Origin of the sequence: Pseudomonas sp. (assembly GCF_030684895.1) — a bacterium.
Lineage (GTDB): Bacteria > Pseudomonadota > Gammaproteobacteria > Pseudomonadales > Pseudomonadaceae > Aquipseudomonas.
Window position 1 is genome coordinate 1 of the sequence record NZ_JAUXXP010000047.1, and the last position, 16,949, is coordinate 16,949.

Here is a 16,949-nt window from a genome sequence, read left to right on the forward strand (position 1 = left end):
CAACCTCACCGAGCTGGTCTCGCGCGGCTGGAGTGAAGGGCAGAGCAATGACCTGGTGATCATCCAGCGCGACTGGGTTAAGGAAGCGGCCGAGGGACTGATTGCCTTGTCCGGCGCGAAAGAAGGCGAAGTCGGCCATGCCTTGCTCGATGGCGAGCCGGCGGCGGCCGAAGCCTTGCTGCGCGAGTGGCTGGCGGTGTTCCCTGAGCGTTTTTACCTGGAAGTACAGCGCACCAACCGGGTTAATGATGAAGAACATCTGCACGCTGCTGTCGCCCTGGCCGACAAGGTTGGCGCCCCACTGGTAGCAACCAATGATGTGCGCTTTATCAAGCAGGACGATTTCGCTGCCCACGAAACCCGTGTATGCATCGGTGAAGGCCGCAGCCTGGACGACCCGCGCCGCCTGCGCACCTACTCCGATCAGCAATACCTGAAAAGCCCGGAGGAAATGGCCGAGCTTTTCAGTGACCTGCCGGAAGCGCTGGAAAACACCATCGAGATTGCCAAGCGCTGCAATATTGAGGTGCAGCTGGGCAAGTACTTCCTGCCGGACTTCCCAGTGCCGGCCGGCCTGACCATGGACGAGTACTTTCGCCAGGTCTCGTTCGAGGGGTTGGAGGAGCGCCTGGCCGTACTCTGGCCGAAGGACACCACACCCAATTACGAAGAGAAGCGTCAGGTCTACATCGACCGGTTGAATTTCGAGCTGGATATCATCATCCAGATGGGTTTCCCCGGTTACTTCCTGATCGTAATGGACTTTATCAAGTGGGCGAAGAACAACGGCGTGCCGGTGGGCCCTGGTCGTGGGTCGGGTGCCGGTTCGCTGGTGGCCTACGTGCAGAAAATCACCGACCTCGACCCGCTGGCCTATGACCTGCTGTTTGAGCGTTTCCTCAACCCGGAACGGGTCTCCATGCCCGACTTCGACGTCGACTTCTGCATGGACGGCCGCGACCGGGTGATCGACTATGTGGCCGAGAAATACGGCCGCAATGCGGTGAGCCAGATCATCACCTTCGGCACCATGGCGGCCAAGGCGGTGGTGCGCGACGTGGCGCGGGCGCAGGGCAAGTCCTACGGCCTGGCCGACCGTCTGTCGAAGATGATCCCTTTCGAAGTCGGCATGACCCTGGAAAAAGCCTACGAGATGGAAGAGCCGCTGCGCGATTTCCTCAAGGTCGACGAAGACGCCCGGGAAATCTGGGAAATGTCGCTCAAGCTTGAAGGCATCTGTCGCGGTACCGGCAAGCACGCCGGCGGCGTGGTAATCGCGCCGACCAAGCTCACCGACTTCTCGCCGATTGCCTGCGATGATGAAGGCGGTGGCCTGGTCACCCAGTTCGATAAGGACGATGTGGAATCCGCCGGCCTGGTGAAGTTCGACTTCCTAGGCCTGCGCACCCTGACCATCATCAAATGGGCGATGGAAACCATCAACCGCGAGCAGGCCAAGAAGGGCCTGCCTGATCTGAACATCGACTTTATCCCGTTGGACGATAAACCGACGTTCAGCATGCTGCAGAAGGCCGAGACCACTGCGGTGTTCCAGCTTGAATCGCGCGGCATGAAGGAGCTGATCAAGAAGCTCAAGCCGGACTGCCTGGAAGACATGATCGCTCTCGTGGCCCTGTTCCGTCCGGGGCCGCTGCAGTCGGGCATGGTGGACGACTTTATCAACCGTAAGCACGGCCGCGAGCCGATTTCCTACCCGCATCAGGACTATCAGTACGCGGGTCTTGAACCGGTACTCAAGCCAACCTACGGCATCATCCTGTACCAGGAACAGGTGATGCAGATTGCTCAGGTCATGGCCGGCTACACCTTGGGTGGTGCGGACATGTTGCGCCGCGCCATGGGTAAGAAAAAGCCCGAGGAGATGGCCAAACAGCGCGGCGGCTTTATCGAAGGCTGTGCCAATAATGGTATCGATGCAAACCTGGCAGGCAACATCTTCGATCTGGTGGAAAAGTTCGCCGGTTACGGCTTTAACAAATCTCACTCAGCGGCCTATGGCCTGCTCTCGTATCAGACCGCCTGGCTCAAGGCGCACCACTCGGCAGCCTTTATGGCGGCGGTGTTGTCGGCGGATATGCACAACACCGACAAGGTCGTCACCCTGATCGAGGAATGCCGCAGCATGAAGCTGCGCCTCGATGCGCCGGATGTGAACATCTCCGAATTCAAGTTCACGGTTAATAACGAAGGCTGGATCGTCTACGGCCTGGGCGCGATCAAGGGCGTCGGCGAAGGGCCGGTGGAGGCCATCGTCGAGGCGCGTCAGGACGGACCGTTCAAGGACCTGTTCGACTTCTGTTCACGCGTCGACCTCAAACGCATCAACAAACGCACCCTCGAGGCGCTGATTCGCAGCGGCGCGCTGGATCGCCTGGGGCCGCACTTCCATGAAGAGCTTAAAGCCTACAAGGCCAATATCGACCGCAACCGCGCGGTATTGCTCGGTGCGATGGAGGAGGCCGTGCAGGCCGCCGAACAGACTGCGCGCAGCGCCGAAAGCGGGCATATGGACCTGTTCGGCGGGGTGTTTGCCGATGCCGAGGCGGATGTCTATCTCAATCACCTGCGCGCCCGCGAGCTGACGCTGAAAGAGCGCCTCAAGGGCGAGAAAGACACCCTGGGCCTGTACCTGACCGGCCACCCGATTGATGAGTACGAAGGTGAAGTGCGGCGGTTTGCCCGCCAGCGCATCGTCGACCTGAAAGCCGCGCGTGGTGATCAGACGATTGCCGGCCTGGTGGTCGCCCTGCGCGTGATGAAGAACAAGAAGGGCGACAAGATGGGCTTTATCACCCTCGATGACCGTTCCGGGCGGATTGAGGCCTCCTTGTTTGCCGAAGCCTTCAATAGCGCACAAGCCTTGTTGCAGACCGATGCCCTGGTGGTAGTGGAGGGCGAGGTGAGCAATGACGATTTCTCCGGCGGTCTGCGTTTGCGTGCCAAGCGGGTGATGAGCCTGGAAGAGGCGCGCACCGGCCTGGCCGATAGCTTGCGTCTGAAGGTGGCCAGCAGCGCCTTGCAGGGCGATCGTCTGCGTTGGTTGGCCGACTTGTGCGGCCGTCACCGCGGCGCGTGCCCGATCACTGTTGACTACAGCGGCAGCGATGCCAAGGCGCAATTGCAGTTTGGCGAAGCCTGGCGCATTGAACCGGCCGACAGTCTGATTCAGGCATTGCGTGACCAGTTCGGCCGCGACAACGTCTTTTTGCACTACCGCTGATTTGCGAGGCTCAGGCTTCGCCGGTCGGTCGTGATACCCAGCTGGTTCTGTATTGAAGGCTTTCGTGCAGAACCGGGTGTCGACCTGAATGCGCCTGCTGCTATAAGGTAGGGCGCGATAACGGATACAGCTCCCGGCCACTTGGCCGTCGACGCAAGACGGATGACTATGAACCCGAATTTTCTCGATTTCGAACAGCCGATCGCCGACCTGCAAGCCAAGATCGAAGAGCTTCGCCTGGTCGGTAACGACAACTCGCTGAACATCGGCGATGAGATCGCCCGCCTGCAGGACAAGAGCAGCTCGCTGACCGAAACTATTTTCGGCAATTTGAGCAGCTGGCAGATCGCCCAGCTGGCGCGCCACCCACGCCGTCCTTACACCCTGGATTACCTGCAGCATATCTTTACCGAGTTCGATGAGCTGCATGGTGACCGCCACTTCTCCGACGACGCGGCCCTGGTGGGCGGCGTTGCTCGTCTGGACGGTGAGCCGGTGATGGTCATTGGTCACCAGAAAGGCCGTGAGATCCGCGAAAAAGTGCGCCGCAACTTCGGTATGCCGCGCCCGGAGGGCTACCGCAAGGCGTGCCGCCTGATGGAAATGGCCGAGCGCTTCAAGATGCCGATCCTGACCTTTATTGATACCCCCGGTGCTTATCCAGGTATCGACGCCGAGGAGCGCAATCAGAGCGAAGCCATCGCCTGGAACCTGCGTGTTATGGCGCGCCTGAAAACCCCGATCATCGCCACTGTCATTGGTGAAGGTGGTTCCGGTGGTGCATTGGCGATTGGCGTGTGCGACCAGCTGAACATGCTGCAGTACTCCACTTACTCGGTGATCTCGCCGGAAGGTTGCGCTTCGATTCTGTGGAAAACCGCAGAAAAGGCTCCGGATGCTGCCGAGGCCATGGGCATTACTGCCGAGCGCCTGAAAGGCCTGGGCATTGTTGATCAGGTGATCGGTGAGCCACTCGGCGGCGCGCACAGTGACCCGGCGGCGGCGGCTGAATCGGTGCGCCAAGCGCTGTTGACGCAGCTGGACATGCTCAAGACCTTTGATACCGACGCGCTGCTCAAGCGTCGTTATGAGCGTCTGATGAGCTACGGGATTGCCTGATTGCTTGGTAGCTGCGCATACAACGGGCCTTCGGGCCCGTTGTTGTTTTAAGCTTGGCCGATGACTCCTGTGCCTATTCGTTTGCGTGATGCCTTGCAGCCCTGGCTCGGTGCCTCGGGCTGGCGTGTGGCCCTGTCCGGTGGGCTGGATTCCACGGTGCTGCTGCACCTGCTGGCCCGTCTCGCGCAGCGTGAGGCATTGCCGCCACTTTCCGCTATCCATATCCATCACGGTCTGCAGGCTGCGGCTGATGCCTGGCCGGCGCATTGTCGTGAGCTGTGCGCGGCTTTGTCTGTGCCGCTGCAGGTTGAATATGTGCAAGTGGCTCCCGGCGCCAGTCTTGAGCGTGCGGCGCGCGAGGCTCGTTACGCGGCTTTTGCTGCGCGTCTGGGTGTTGGTGAGGTGCTGCTGACGGCGCAGCACCGTGATGATCAGGCCGAAACTCTATTGTTTCGTTTGTTGCGCGGTGCCGGCGTGCAGGGGTTGTCAGCCATGCCGGTGAGTCGTGCATTGGGTGCAGGCCAGCTGGTTCGGCCGCTACTCAACTGCTCGCGCGATGAGCTGTTGGCTTATGCCCGTGAGCACACGCTGGCCTGGGTCGAAGATCCGTCAAATGCCGATGAGCGTTTTTCGCGCAATTACCTGCGTCGTCAGGTGATGCCTGCGCTGCTCAGTCGCTGGCCTCAGGCATCTACTAATATGGCGCGCAGTGCTGCGCACTTGGGTGAGGCCGCGCAGTTGCTCGATGAGTTGGCACAGCAGGATATGGCTGCCGCGCAAGTGTCGGCCGAGTTTGCCTGGCTGCCGTTACCCAGTCTGGCATTGCCTACGCTGCGCGATTTGAGTGAGCCGCGCCAGCGCAATGCGCTGCGTTATTGGCTGCGACCGCTGACGGCGATGCCCGATAGTGAGCACTGGGCCGGCTGGCAGGCGCTGCGCGATGCCGCGCCGGATGCTGCGCCAGTCTGGCAGCTGGCGGCAGGGGAGTTGCGTCGTAGTGACGAGCGCCTGTGGTGGCTGGCAGGTGATTGGCTGCGCAAGCCAGCACCATTCAGCGTTGTGGTTCAAGGCAATCAGCCGCTGGCATTACCCGCTAATGGCCATGTGCGGATTGATGGTCAATTGCCGGCGGGTAACTGGCAGTTGAGTTACCGGCAGGGCGGCGATCAGCTTCTTTTACCTGGACGCGGGCACCGCGACCTCAAGCGGTTATTCAATGAACTGCGTGTGCCGGCTTTTGTGCGCGATCGCCTGCCGCTGCTGCGTCTGGATAACCAGGTGGTGGCAATCGCCAACCTGCCAGGTGTACAGGGTGCCGCCGATGGCCGCTGGCAATTGCATTGGCAGCCACCGACGAATGATCAAGGTTTGAGCTGATAAGCCCTTTCCGGTAGACTACGCTCCCGTCTTACTACAGCTTTTGTTGACTCCCCTTGGGGATCGGCAGGGCTAGCTCATTGCAGTGCATCGCAGAGAGCCGCTTCGGTATTCCTTCGCTTTCCCCGGCGGCATTGACCGCTTAAACGCAGACTTCTAGGGTTTTTCATGACGCGCTACATATTCGTCACGGGTGGTGTTGTTTCTTCATTGGGGAAAGGCATCGCCTCGGCTTCATTGGCGGCTATCCTGGAGGCGCGGGGCCTGAAGGTCACCATGCTCAAGCTGGATCCCTATATCAACGTCGACCCGGGCACCATGAGCCCGTTCCAGCACGGTGAGGTGTTCGTCACCCACGACGGCGCTGAGACCGACCTCGACTTGGGCCACTATGAGCGGTTTATCCGCACCACCATGACCCAGAACAACAACTTCACCACTGGTCGCGTCTACGAAGACGTGCTGCGCCGTGAGCGCCGTGGTGATTACCTGGGCGCGACCATTCAGGTCATCCCGCACATCACCGACGAGATCAAACGCCGCATCATCAAAGGTGCTGGCGACGCTGACGTGGCCATGGTTGAAATCGGCGGCACGGTGGGTGACATCGAGTCGCAGCCGTTCCTTGAAGCCATCCGTCAGCTGCGTGTGGAAGTAGGCGCCAAGCGCGCCATGCTGATGCACCTGACTCTGGTGCCGTATATCGCCACCGCAGGCGAAACCAAGACCAAGCCGACTCAGCATTCGGTGAAAGAGCTGCGCTCCATCGGCCTGCAGCCAGACGTGCTGATCTGCCGTTCCGACCACCCGATTGATATCTCCTCGCGCCGCAAGATCGCGCTATTCACCAACGTTGAAGAGCGTGCGGTGATTTCTCTGGAAGACGTCGACACCATCTACAAGATCCCCGGCGTGCTGCATGCCCAGGGCCTGGATGACTTCGTCGTCGAGCGCTTTGGCCTGGAATGCAATGGTGCCGACCTGTCCGAGTGGGACCGTGTCGTCGATGCCAAGCTCAATCCTGAGCACGAAGTCACCATCGCCATGGTCGGCAAGTACATGGAGCTGCTGGACGCCTACAAGTCGCTGATCGAGGCGATGAGCCATGCCGGCATCCAGAACCGTACCAAGGTCAACCTGCGTTATATCGACTCCGAAGACATCGAGAACAAAGGCACCGCGCTGCTTGAAGGCGTGGATGCCATTCTGGTGCCGGGGGGCTTCGGTCTGCGCGGGGTGGAAGGCAAGATCAAGACTGTGCAATACGCCCGTGAGAACAAGATTCCCTACCTGGGCATCTGTCTCGGCATGCAGGTTGCGGTCATTGAGTTCGCCCGCAATGTGCTGGGCTGGAGCGATGCCAACTCCACCGAGTTCGATACCGTAAGCACTCATCCAGTGGTCGGTCTGATCACCGAATGGCAGGACGCCACCGGTGTAACCGAACAGCGTACCGATGCTTCCGACCTGGGCGGCACCATGCGTCTGGGCGCGCAAGACTGCCAGCTGCTGTCCGGCTCGCAAGTGCACGCTTGCTACGGCAAGGATGTAATAGTCGAGCGTCATCGTCATCGTTATGAAGTGAACAACAACCTGTTACCGCAGCTGATCGAAGCCGGCCTCAAGGTCACCGGTCGCTCCGGTGACGGCGCGCTGGTTGAAGTGGTGGAAGCACCGGATCACCCATGGTTCGTCGCCTGCCAGTTCCACCCCGAGTTCACCTCCACGCCGCGTGACGGCCATCCGCTGTTCAGTGGCTTCGTGACTGCAGCGCTGACGCAGAAAGCCAAGAAGGCCTAGGCATATGACGCAGAAAATCATCAAGGTTGGCGGTATTGAAATCGCCAACGACAAACCGTTCGTGCTGTTCGGCGGGATCAACGTCATCGAATCCCGCGACCTGGCTATGCGTGCTTGTGAAGAGTATGTGCGGGTTACCGAGAAACTCGGCATTCCCTACGTGTTCAAGGCCAGCTTCGACAAGGCCAACCGCTCGTCCGTGACCTCGTTCCGTGGCCCCGGCCTGGAAGAGGGCATGAAGGTCTTCGAGGAAATCAAAAAGACCTTCGGCGTGCCGGTGATCACCGACGTGCATGAGCCTGAGCAAGCAGCTCCAGTGGCGGCGGTCTGCGACATTATCCAGTTGCCGGCGTTTCTTTCACGGCAGACCGACCTGGTCGTGGCCATGGCCAAGACCGGCGCGGTGATCAATATCAAGAAAGCCCAGTTCCTTGCACCTCAGGAGATGAAGCACATCCTGGCCAAGTGTGAAGAGGCCGGTAATGACCAGCTGATCCTCTGCGAGCGTGGTTCCAGCTTCGGCTACAACAACCTGGTAGTGGACATGCTCGGCTTTGGCATCATGAAGCAGATGAACTACCCGGTGTTCTTCGACGTGACCCACGCCCTGCAAATGCCGGGTGGTCGCGCCGATTCTGCCGGCGGTCGCCGTGCTCAGGTGACTGATCTGGCCAAGGCGGGCATGAGCCAGGGCCTGGCCGGTCTGTTCCTCGAAGCCCATCCGGACCCGGACAATGCCAAATGCGACGGCCCTTGCGCCCTGCGTCTGGACAAGCTGGAGCCTTTCCTCACCCAGCTCAAGCAGCTGGATGATTTGATCAAGAGTTTTGCGCCGATTGAGACTGCCTGAAACGGCAAATCTCCGGTAAAGTGCCATTTGTATACAATCTGGCTAAATAGTCAGTACATATTGTGCGCCGGATTAACCGCCAGCGCGCAATGAGTGTGCAACTCGGTACTACCCTTTTCGTCAATTTTTTGGAGTGCTACACGCAATGGCAAAGATCGTCGACATCAAAGGCCGTGAGGTTCTCGATTCCCGTGGTAACCCGACTGTGGAAGCCGATGTAATTCTCGACGGCGGCATCATTGGCAGCGCCTGTGCGCCGTCCGGTGCCTCCACCGGTTCGCGTGAAGCCCTGGAATTGCGTGATGGCGACAAGAGCCGTTACCTGGGCAAGGGCGTGCTGAAGGCCGTGGCCAATATCAATGGCCCGATCCGCGATCTGCTGCTGGGCAAAGATGCCACCGACCAGAAAGCCCTCGACCTGGCGATGATTGCCCTCGACGGTACCGAGAACAAAGCCACCCTGGGCGCCAATGCCATCCTCGCCGTGTCCCTGGCCGCTGCTAAGGCCGCCGCTCAGGCCAAGGGCGTGCCGTTGTACGCGCATATCGCCGACCTGAACGGCACCCCGGGCGTTTACTCGATGCCGGTGCCGATGATGAACATCATCAACGGCGGCGAGCACGCCGATAACAACGTTGATATCCAGGAATTCATGGTTCAGCCGGTTGGCGCGAAAACCTTCGCCGATGCGCTGCGCATGGGCACCGAGATTTTCCATCACCTCAAAGCTGTGCTGAAGGCCCGTGGCCTGAGCACCTCCGTCGGTGACGAAGGCGGCTTCGCGCCGAACCTGGCCTCCAACGAAGACGCCCTGGCGGCTATCGCCGAAGCCGTGGCCAACGCCGGTTACACCCTGGGCGACGACGTCACCCTGGCGCTGGACTGCGCTTCAAGCGAGTTCTTCAAAGACGGTAAGTACGACCTGGCTGGCGAAGGCAAAGTCTTCGATGCTGCAGGTTTTGCTGACTACCTGGCTGGTCTGTCCGAGCGTTACCCGATCATCTCCATCGAAGATGGCATGGACGAATCCGACTGGGCGGGCTGGAAAGTGCTCACCGACAAGATCGGCGAGAAAGTGCAGCTGGTTGGCGACGATCTGTTTGTGACCAACACCAAGATCCTCAAGCGCGGCATCGACGAGTCGATCGGCAACTCGATCCTGATCAAGTTCAACCAGATCGGCACCCTGACCGAGACGCTGGAAGCTATCCAGATGGCCAAGGCCGCCGGTTATACCGCGGTGATCTCGCACCGTTCGGGTGAAACCGAAGACAGCACCATCGCCGACCTGGCTGTTGGTACTGCTGCAGGCCAGATCAAAACCGGCTCGCTGTGCCGCTCGGACCGCGTGTCCAAGTACAACCAATTGCTGCGTATCGAAGAGCAGCTGGCGGGTAAGGCACCGTACAAAGGCCGCGCCGAGTTCCGTGGTTGAGCCTAGGCATGGTAAAAGAGGGGCGGCGCGAGTCGCCCCTTTTTCGTTCGGAAGCTTTTTTCGCTATGCGCAATAATTTTTACTGGGTGTTTATCGTGCTGATTGCCGTGCTGGCAGGTTTGCAATACCGCCTGTGGGTCGGTGATGGCAGTCTGGCGCAGGTGGCCCAGTTGCAGCAGCAGATCGCCGATCAGCAGGGCGAAAACCAGCAGCTGCAAGAGCGCAACCGGATTCTCGAAGCGGAAGTACTGGAGCTGAAAAGCGGTATGGAAACTGTCGAAGAGCGCGCGCGGCATGAACTGGGCATGCTTAAAAAGGGTGAAACCCTCTATCAGTTGGCTGAATGAATACCACCGTATTACCCCCTTTCTGGGCGTTGATCCCAGCTGCCGGTATTGGCAGCCGAATGCGCGCCGACCGGCCCAAGCAGTACCTGCAACTGGCCGGTAAAAGCATTATCGAACACACCCTGGCGTGCTTTCTCGACCATCCGCAGTTGCGTGCGGTAGTGGTCAGCCTGGCGGTGGACGATCCCTGCTGGCCAACTTTGGGCTGTGCCAGTGACCCACGTATCCAGCGTGCTGATGGTGGTGCCGAGCGTGCCGACTCGGTACTCAGCGGTCTTCTGCGCCTCAGCGAGCTGGGTGCTCAGGAGCAGGATTGGGTGCTGGTGCACGACGCCGCGCGGCCCAACCTGTCGCGTAGCGACCTCGACCTGTTGCTTAGCGAGCTGGCCGATGACCCGGTAGGTGGTCTGCTTGCCGTGCCAGCTCGCGACACCCTTAAGCGTGCCGGTGCGGATGGCCGGGTGCAGGCTACGGTGGATCGTTCGACCATTTGGCAGGCCTTTACTCCGCAGATGTTCCGTATTGGCGAGTTGCAGCGTGCGCTGGCCGATGCGCTGATTGCTGGTGTGGCGATTACCGATGAGGCTTCGGCCATCGAGTGGGCCGGTCAGGCGCCACGCCTGATAGAAGGACGTTCGGATAACCTCAAGGTAACTCGGCCGGAAGACCTGTTGAGTCTCAATCGACTTTGGCAGGGTCGTTCCTAACGGGCTTCCTGACGATACTCGCTGCGCTGCGCCAACCCCTGTTTAAGAAACTCCACCAGCTGCCGCACCTTGGGTGACAAATGCCGTTGCTGCGGATACAGCGCCCATACGGCGGTATCTGGCGGTTGCTGGCTATCCAGCAGGGACACCAGCGCGCCGCTGCGCAGATGCTCCAGTACGTAATAATCCGGCAGCTGACACAGGCCCAGGCCGCGCAGTGCGGCGTCTAGCACCGCCTGGCCGCTGTTGCAGCGCCAGTTGCCCTGTACCCGCAGGCTTGAGTCGCGGCCGCTGGCCTGAAAGCTCCAGGTATCCGAGCTGCCGATCAGGCAGTTGTGTCGCGCCAGTTCCGACAGCGAATGCGGCCGGCCGTAGCGTTGTAGGTACGTCGGTGCGGCGCACAGGTACATCTGTCGCGGCGCCAGGCGCGTAGCCACCAGGCGTGAGTCTTGCAGGCGACCCAGGCGGATGGCCAGGTCGAGGCCGTCGTGCAGCAGGTCGAGGGTGCGGTTGCTCAGTTCGATGTCCACCCGCAGTTGTGGGTGCTGCACCATAAAGTCGGTCACCAGCGGCACGATAAAGCGCTCGCCGTAGGCCACCGCGCAGGTCATGCGCAGCAGGCCTTTGGGCTCGCTGCCCAGATCGCCCACGGCGCGCAGCGCCTCCTCGCGAGCATCCTGCAGGCGTTGGCAGTGCTGCAGAAAGGTTTGCCCGGCTTCGGTCAGTGCCACGCGGCGGGTGCTGCGGTAGAACAGGCGGGTTTGCAGGCGCTCTTCCAGGCGGGCGATCTGCCGGCTGACCTGGGATGACGATAGGCCCAGACGTTCGGCGGCGGCGGTGAACTGGCCGCACTCGGCTACGGCGACAAATTCATCGAGGCCTTCCCAGCGATTCATGGTGGATGTCCTTGGTGTGGATTGATTATCCCTGTATAGCAAGAATGTTTTGTTTTTTGACGGATTATTTATCTGGATCACTGATCTACACTCTGCGCCACCGTTGAATCCGCTGGAGAGCGACCATGATCAAGTCCCGTGCTGCCGTAGCCTTTGCCCCTAATCAGCCGCTGCAAATCGTCGAAGTCGACGTGGCGCCGCCCAAGGCCGGGGAAGTGCTGGTGCGCATTGTTGCCACCGGCGTGTGCCACACCGATGCCTACACCTTGTCCGGTGAGGATTCCGAAGGGGTGTTCCCGGCGATTCTCGGCCATGAAGGCGGTGGCATCGTCGAGGCCATTGGCGAGGGCGTGACCTCGGTGCAGGTCGGCGACCATGTGATTCCGCTGTACACCGCCGAATGCCGCACCTGCAAATTCTGCACATCCGGCAAAACCAACCTGTGCAGTTCGGTGCGCGCGACCCAGGGCAAGGGCCTGATGCCCGATGGCACCAGCCGCTTCAGCTACAACGGCGAGCCGATCTACCACTACATGGGCTGCTCGACTTTCTCTGAATACACCGTATTGCCGGAAGTCTCCCTGGCGGTGATCCCCAAGGAGGCGCCGTTGGAGAAGGTCTGCCTGCTCGGTTGTGGCGTGACCACCGGCATCGGTGCCGTGCTTAACACCGCCAAGGTTGAGGAGGGCGCGACCGTAGCGATCTTCGGCCTCGGTGGTATCGGCCTAGCGGCGATCATTGGCGCGAAGATGGCCAAGGCCTCGCGCATCATCGCCATCGACATCAACCCGGCCAAGTTCGACGTTGCCCGTGAGCTGGGTGCGACCGACTTTATCAACCCCAAGGATTTCGCCAAGCCAATTCAGGAGGTCATCGTCGAGATGACCGACGGCGGCGTGGACTACTCCTTCGAGTGTGTGGGCAATGTGCAACTGATGCGCGCGGCGCTGGAATGCGCGCACAAGGGCTGGGGTGAGTCGGTGATTATTGGCGTGGCCGGTGCCGGTCAGGAGATCAGCACCCGTCCATTCCAACTGGTAACTGGGCGCGTCTGGCGCGGTTCGGCGTTCGGCGGCGTCAAAGGCCGTACCGAGTTGCCGAGCTATGTGGAAAAGGCGCTGAAGGGCGAAATCCCGCTGGATACCTTTATTACCCACAACATGCCGCTGGAAGACATCAACAAGGCCTTTGACCTGATGCATGAAGGCAAGAGCATCCGTACCGTTATCCACTTCTGATTGCGCTGGGCGGCTGTCGCAGCCGCCCAATGGAGGCGCCATGACCTTGGAAAATATTTCCTGCCAGAAGAGTGCGGGTGGCTGGCATAAACGCTATCGCCATCGTTCGGCGGTGCTGGGTTGCGACATGGTATTTGCCGTGTACCTGCCGCCGCAGGCCGAGCAGGGCGGCAAATTGCCGGTGCTGTATTGGCTGAGCGGGCTGACCTGCACCGATGAGAACTTTATGCAAAAGGCCGGTGCGCACAAGCTGGCGGCCGAGCTGGGGATGATCATCGTTGCGCCGGATACCAGTCCGCGCGGCGCCGATGTGCCGGATGACCCGGATAAGGCCTGGGACTTCGGTCTGGGGGCGGGCTTCTATCTGAACGCCAGCCAGGAGCCTTGGGCACGGCATTACCGCATGTACGACTACGTGGTGCAGGAGCTGCCGGCGCTGATCGAGGCGAACTTCCCGGTATCCGACAAGCGCGGTATCAGTGGCCACTCCATGGGTGGGCACGGTGCGTTGGTCTGTGCGCTGCGTAATCCGGGACGCTATCAGTCGCTGTCGGCCTTTGCGCCAATCAGCAACCCGAGCAATTGTCCCTGGGGTGAGAAGGCGTTTTCCCGTTATCTGGGCGATGAACGTTCGCGTTGGCGCGAATGGGATGCCTGCGCTTTGCTCAGCGATGCCACGGAAAAGCTGCCGATTCTGGTCGATCAGGGTGATCGTGATGATTTCCTGGAAAGCCAGCTCAAGCCGGATGCGCTCAAGGCGGCGGCGCAGGCCGCTGGTCATCCGCTAACTCTGCGACTGCAACCGGGTTATGACCACAGCTACTACTTTATCGCCAGCTTTATCGATGACCACCTGCGTCATCATGCCAAGGCGCTATTGAGCTGAACCGCTGCTGACGGAAGGTATTTTGCTTGGCTAGCTAGCCGGGTTGATCGTGTAGCTTTCAGTTAGAATCACGCCCTGACTTTTTCAGGGCGTTGTTTCTTATGCGTATTGGCCACGGCTACGATGTGCACCGCTTCGGTGAGGGCGACTTCATCACCCTGGGCGGCGTGCAGATTCCCCATAAATTCGGCCTGCTGGCCCATTCCGATGGCGACGTGCTGCTGCATGCCTTGTGCGATGCCCTGCTCGGTGCGGCGGCGCTGGGCGATATTGGCAAACACTTCCCCGACACCGATCCGACCTTCAAGGGCGCTGACAGCCGCGTGCTGCTGCGTCATGTGCTTGGGCTGATTCACGGCAAAGGTTGGCAAGTCGGCAATGTTGACGCCACCATCGTCGCCCAGGCGCCGAAGATGGCGCCGCACATCGAGACCATGCGCGCACGGATTGCCGAGGACCTGCAGGTGAGCCTGGATCAGGTCAACGTCAAAGCCACCACCACCGAGAAACTCGGCTTTACCGGCCGCGAAGAAGGCATTGCCGTGCATGCCGTTGCGCTGTTGGTCGCCCGATGAACGAGCTTGAACTGCTAGGCCCGCGCGCCTATGGCGAACCCTGCGGTACGGCGGTGCTCAAGGCCGTGGCGGAGGATTTTCAGGTCGATGAGGTGCTGGATATCCCCCTGGCGGGTGAGGGCGAGCACCTCTGGCTGTGGGTGGAAAAGCGCGAGCTGAATACTGAAGAAGCCGCCAAACGTATTGCCCGCGCCGCTGGCGTGCCGTTGAAGTTGATCAGCTACGCCGGCCTCAAGGATCGTCAGGCCCTGACCCGGCAGTGGTTCAGCCTGCACCTGCCGGGCAAAGTCGATCCCGAGCTGAGCGCTGCGGTCGACGCTAGCCTGAGCATCCTCAAGCAGGTGCGTCATACCCGCAAACTGCAGCGCGGCGCTCATGCTGCCAATGGTTTTACCCTGCGCCTGACCCAGCTGGTTGCCGATCGCGAGGCGCTGGATCAACGCCTGACGCAAATCGCCGCCCAAGGCATTCCCAACTATTACGGCTTGCAGCGCTTTGGTTTCGAGGGCGGCAATGTCGCCCATGCCCGGCATTTTGCGGCGAACAAGAGCTTGCCGGAGAAACGCAATGTGCGTTCGCGGGTGCTTTCGTCCGCGCGCAGTTACTTGTTCAACCAGGTGTTGGCCGAGCGGGTAGCTGCGGGCACCTGGAATCAAGCGCTGCTCGGCGATCTGCTGGCCTTTACCGATAGCCGTAGCTTCTTTGTTGCCGGTGAGGCGGAGTGCAATGATCCGCGCCTGGCGATTCTTGATCTGCACCCGACGGGCCCATTGTGGGGTGCAGGCGTCTCTACCGCCGGTGGCGCGGCGCAGGCGCTGGAGCAGAGTCTGGCAGCCCGTGAAAGCGTCTTGGTCGACTGGTTGGCAGAAGCGGACATGACGCACGAACGGCGTATCCTGCGCCTCCCCATTGGCGGCCTGTCGTGGCATTATCCCGAGCCTGACATTCTGCAACTGGAATTCGTCCTGCCGGCTGGATGCTTCGCCACCGCTTTGGTGCGTGAGCTCGTCGATCTGTTGCCTGCAGGGCAGACGGACAACCCATGCGTATTCTGATTTCCAACGATGACGGCGTTGCTGCGCCAGGCCTGGCTGCGCTGCATGCGGCGTTGGCCGACTATGCCGAGTGCACGGTAATTGCCCCCGATCAGGACAAGAGCGGCGCGAGCAGCTCGCTGACTCTCGACCGCCCGCTGCACCCGACCACGCTGCCCAATGGCTATATCAGCCTGAACGGTACGCCGACCGATTGCGTGCACCTGGGTCTCAACGGCCTGTTGCCGCACGTGGCGGACTTGGTGGTATCGGGTATTAATCTGGGCGCCAACCTGGGCGATGACGTGCTGTATTCCGGCACCGTCGCAGCGGCTCTGGAAGGGCGTTTTCTGGCACGTCCAGCGTTTGCCTTTTCCTTGCTCTCGCGCTTGCCGGACAACCTAGCGACCGCGGCCTATTTCGCGCGCAAACTGGTTGAGGCTCACGAGCAGCTCGATCTGCCGCCGCGCACCGTACTCAACGTGAATATCCCCAACCTGCCGCTGGAGCATATCCGCGGCATTCAGCTGACCCGCCTGGGCCATCGCGCCCGCGCTGCCGCGCCGGTGAAGGTGGTCAACCCACGTGGCAAAGAGGGCTACTGGATCTCGGTGGCCGGTGATGCGGAAGATGGCGGCCCCGGTACGGATTTCCATGCAGTTATGCAGGGTTATGTTTCGGTCACCCCGCTGCAACTGGACCGAACCTTTATGGACGGTTTCAACAGCCTGCAACCCTGGCTGGAGGGTTTGCTGTGATCCGCCGTGAACAGGACGAATTGCAGCACCGCGGCATCGGCATGACCTCGCAGCGCACCCGTGAGCGGCTGATTCAGAGGCTGTACGAGGAAGGCCTGTCCAACGCCCATGTGCTGGAAGCTATCCGCCGCACACCGCGTCATCTGTTTGTCGATGAGGCCCTGGCTCATCGCGCCTACGAGGACACCGCGCTGCCGATTGGCAACAACCAGACCATCTCGCAGCCATACATGGTCGCGCGCATGAGCGAGCTGCTGCTGGCGGCAGGTCCCTTGGATAAGGTGCTGGAGATCGGTACGGGCTCGGGCTACCAGACCGCGATTCTGGCGCAGCTGGTCGAACGGGTATTCAGCGTCGAGCGCATCCAGAGCCTGCAGGAAAAAGCCAAGGAGCGCCTGACCCAGCTCAATCTGCGCAATGTGGTGTTTCGCTGGGGTGACGGCTGGGAAGGCTGGAATGCCCTAGGCCCATACAACGGCATCATCGTCACTGCGGCGGCGGCCAATGTGCCGCAGGCCTTGCTCGACCAGCTGGCCCCGGGCGGGCGTCTGGTGATTCCGGTTGGCGCGGGCGATGTGCAGGAACTGCTGCTGATTGTCCGCGAAGAGGACGGCTTCTCCCGGCATGTGCTGGATGCTGTGCGCTTTGTACCCTTGCTCAACGGCCCTCTGGCCTGATTCCGATTG

At 60.7% G+C, this 16,949-nt stretch carries 15 protein-coding genes; 14 read left to right on the forward strand and 1 reads right to left on the reverse strand.

Going from position 1 to position 16,949, the window contains the following annotated elements; translation table 11 throughout:
* The 8 genes from dnaE to ispD form a co-directional block, all read left to right on the forward strand.
* The coding region (dnaE, locus tag Q8M42_RS10185; RefSeq protein WP_305284028.1) for a DNA polymerase III subunit alpha at nucleotides 1–3,241 on the forward strand (3,241 nt) is incomplete at its 5' end.
* Nucleotides 3,242–3,409: 168 nt separating this feature from the next.
* On the forward strand, nucleotides 3,410–4,360 hold the full coding sequence (locus Q8M42_RS10190) for an acetyl-CoA carboxylase carboxyltransferase subunit alpha (RefSeq protein WP_304866016.1): 951 nt from the start codon (nucleotides 3,410–3,412) through the stop codon (nucleotides 4,358–4,360).
* 60 nt (nucleotides 4,361–4,420) lie between these two features.
* Nucleotides 4,421–5,737, forward strand: a complete 1,317-nt coding sequence (gene tilS / locus Q8M42_RS10195; RefSeq protein ID WP_304866019.1) for a tRNA lysidine(34) synthetase TilS — start codon at nucleotides 4,421–4,423, stop codon at nucleotides 5,735–5,737.
* Between the two features lie 168 nt (nucleotides 5,738–5,905).
* Complete coding sequence (locus Q8M42_RS10200; RefSeq protein ID WP_304866022.1) at nucleotides 5,906–7,537, forward strand: CTP synthase; 1,632 nt, start codon at nucleotides 5,906–5,908, stop codon at nucleotides 7,535–7,537.
* Nucleotides 7,538–7,541: 4 nt separating this feature from the next.
* The gene (gene kdsA / locus Q8M42_RS10205) at nucleotides 7,542–8,387 is read left to right on the forward strand and encodes a 3-deoxy-8-phosphooctulonate synthase (protein WP_304866025.1); all 846 of its coding nucleotides are present in this window, start codon (nucleotides 7,542–7,544) and stop codon (nucleotides 8,385–8,387) included.
* A gap of 145 nt (nucleotides 8,388–8,532) precedes the next feature.
* Nucleotides 8,533–9,822, forward strand: coding sequence for a phosphopyruvate hydratase (eno, locus tag Q8M42_RS10210; RefSeq protein WP_304866028.1), 1,290 nt, complete (start codon nucleotides 8,533–8,535; stop codon nucleotides 9,820–9,822).
* 65 nt (nucleotides 9,823–9,887) lie between these two features.
* Nucleotides 9,888–10,169, forward strand: coding sequence for a cell division protein FtsB (gene ftsB, locus Q8M42_RS10215; RefSeq protein ID WP_304866031.1), 282 nt, complete (start codon nucleotides 9,888–9,890; stop codon nucleotides 10,167–10,169).
* Entirely contained in the window at nucleotides 10,166–10,876 is a 711-nt protein-coding gene (gene ispD, locus Q8M42_RS10220) for a 2-C-methyl-D-erythritol 4-phosphate cytidylyltransferase (protein ID WP_304866033.1), read from the forward strand. The genes ftsB and ispD overlap by 4 nt, the downstream gene beginning before the upstream one ends.
* Here ispD and Q8M42_RS10225 read toward each other — a convergent pair.
* On the reverse strand, nucleotides 10,873–11,772 hold the full coding sequence (locus Q8M42_RS10225) for a LysR family transcriptional regulator (protein WP_304866036.1): 900 nt from the start codon (nucleotides 11,770–11,772) through the stop codon (nucleotides 10,873–10,875). The two genes, ispD and Q8M42_RS10225, sit on opposite strands and share 4 nt — an antisense overlap.
* A 125-nt stretch (nucleotides 11,773–11,897) precedes the next feature.
* Here Q8M42_RS10225 and Q8M42_RS10230 point away from each other — a divergent pair, with 125 nt between their 5' ends.
* The 6 genes from Q8M42_RS10230 to Q8M42_RS10255 all read left to right on the forward strand — a co-directional run bounded on the left by Q8M42_RS10230 (nucleotide 11,898) and on the right by Q8M42_RS10255 (nucleotide 16,940).
* Complete coding sequence (locus tag Q8M42_RS10230; protein WP_304866038.1) at nucleotides 11,898–13,010, forward strand: S-(hydroxymethyl)glutathione dehydrogenase/class III alcohol dehydrogenase; 1,113 nt, start codon at nucleotides 11,898–11,900, stop codon at nucleotides 13,008–13,010.
* Nucleotides 13,011–13,050: 40 nt separating this feature from the next.
* Entirely contained in the window at nucleotides 13,051–13,896 is an 846-nt protein-coding gene (gene fghA / locus Q8M42_RS10235; RefSeq protein ID WP_304866041.1) for an S-formylglutathione hydrolase, read from the forward strand.
* Between the two features lie 101 nt (nucleotides 13,897–13,997).
* Nucleotides 13,998–14,471, forward strand: coding sequence for a 2-C-methyl-D-erythritol 2,4-cyclodiphosphate synthase (gene ispF, locus Q8M42_RS10240; protein ID WP_304866044.1), 474 nt, complete (start codon nucleotides 13,998–14,000; stop codon nucleotides 14,469–14,471).
* Complete coding sequence (gene truD / locus Q8M42_RS10245) at nucleotides 14,468–15,526, forward strand: tRNA pseudouridine(13) synthase TruD (RefSeq protein WP_304866046.1); 1,059 nt, start codon at nucleotides 14,468–14,470, stop codon at nucleotides 15,524–15,526. The genes ispF and truD overlap by 4 nt, the downstream gene beginning before the upstream one ends.
* Nucleotides 15,514–16,263 carry a 5'/3'-nucleotidase SurE gene (gene surE, locus Q8M42_RS10250; RefSeq protein WP_304866048.1) on the forward strand — a complete coding sequence of 250 codons (750 nt, stop codon included), beginning with the start codon at nucleotides 15,514–15,516 and terminating at the stop codon, nucleotides 16,261–16,263. Before truD ends, surE begins: the two co-directional genes overlap by 13 nt.
* A gap of 41 nt (nucleotides 16,264–16,304) precedes the next feature.
* Nucleotides 16,305–16,940, forward strand: a complete 636-nt coding sequence (locus Q8M42_RS10255) for a protein-L-isoaspartate(D-aspartate) O-methyltransferase (RefSeq protein ID WP_275961604.1) — start codon at nucleotides 16,305–16,307, stop codon at nucleotides 16,938–16,940.
* Nucleotides 16,941–16,949: the final 9 nt, after the last annotated feature.

Bases quoted from the DNA above. Each gene is read 5' to 3' on its own strand.
- Q8M42_RS10230 (WP_304866038.1), top strand. From the start codon at position 11,898: ATGATCAAGTCCCGTGCTGCCGTAGCCTTTGCCCCTAATCAGCCGCTG.
- ftsB (WP_304866031.1), top strand. From the start codon at position 9,888: ATGCGCAATAATTTTTACTGGGTGTTTATCGTGCTGATTGCCGTGCTG.
- surE (WP_304866048.1), top strand. From the start codon at position 15,514: ATGCGTATTCTGATTTCCAACGATGACGGCGTTGCTGCGCCAGGCCTG.
- kdsA (WP_304866025.1), top strand. From the start codon at position 7,542: ATGACGCAGAAAATCATCAAGGTTGGCGGTATTGAAATCGCCAACGAC.
- Q8M42_RS10200 (WP_304866022.1), top strand. From the start codon at position 5,906: ATGACGCGCTACATATTCGTCACGGGTGGTGTTGTTTCTTCATTGGGG.
- eno (WP_304866028.1), top strand. From the start codon at position 8,533: ATGGCAAAGATCGTCGACATCAAAGGCCGTGAGGTTCTCGATTCCCGT.
- fghA (WP_304866041.1), top strand. From the start codon at position 13,051: ATGACCTTGGAAAATATTTCCTGCCAGAAGAGTGCGGGTGGCTGGCAT.
- Q8M42_RS10255 (WP_275961604.1), top strand. From the start codon at position 16,305: ATGACCTCGCAGCGCACCCGTGAGCGGCTGATTCAGAGGCTGTACGAG.
- ispD (WP_304866033.1), top strand. From the start codon at position 10,166: ATGAATACCACCGTATTACCCCCTTTCTGGGCGTTGATCCCAGCTGCC.
- Q8M42_RS10225 (WP_304866036.1), bottom strand. From the start codon at position 11,772: ATGAATCGCTGGGAAGGCCTCGATGAATTTGTCGCCGTAGCCGAGTGC.
- tilS (WP_304866019.1), top strand. From the start codon at position 4,421: ATGACTCCTGTGCCTATTCGTTTGCGTGATGCCTTGCAGCCCTGGCTC.
- truD (WP_304866046.1), top strand. From the start codon at position 14,468: ATGAACGAGCTTGAACTGCTAGGCCCGCGCGCCTATGGCGAACCCTGC.
- Q8M42_RS10190 (WP_304866016.1), top strand. From the start codon at position 3,410: ATGAACCCGAATTTTCTCGATTTCGAACAGCCGATCGCCGACCTGCAA.
- ispF (WP_304866044.1), top strand. From the start codon at position 13,998: ATGCGTATTGGCCACGGCTACGATGTGCACCGCTTCGGTGAGGGCGAC.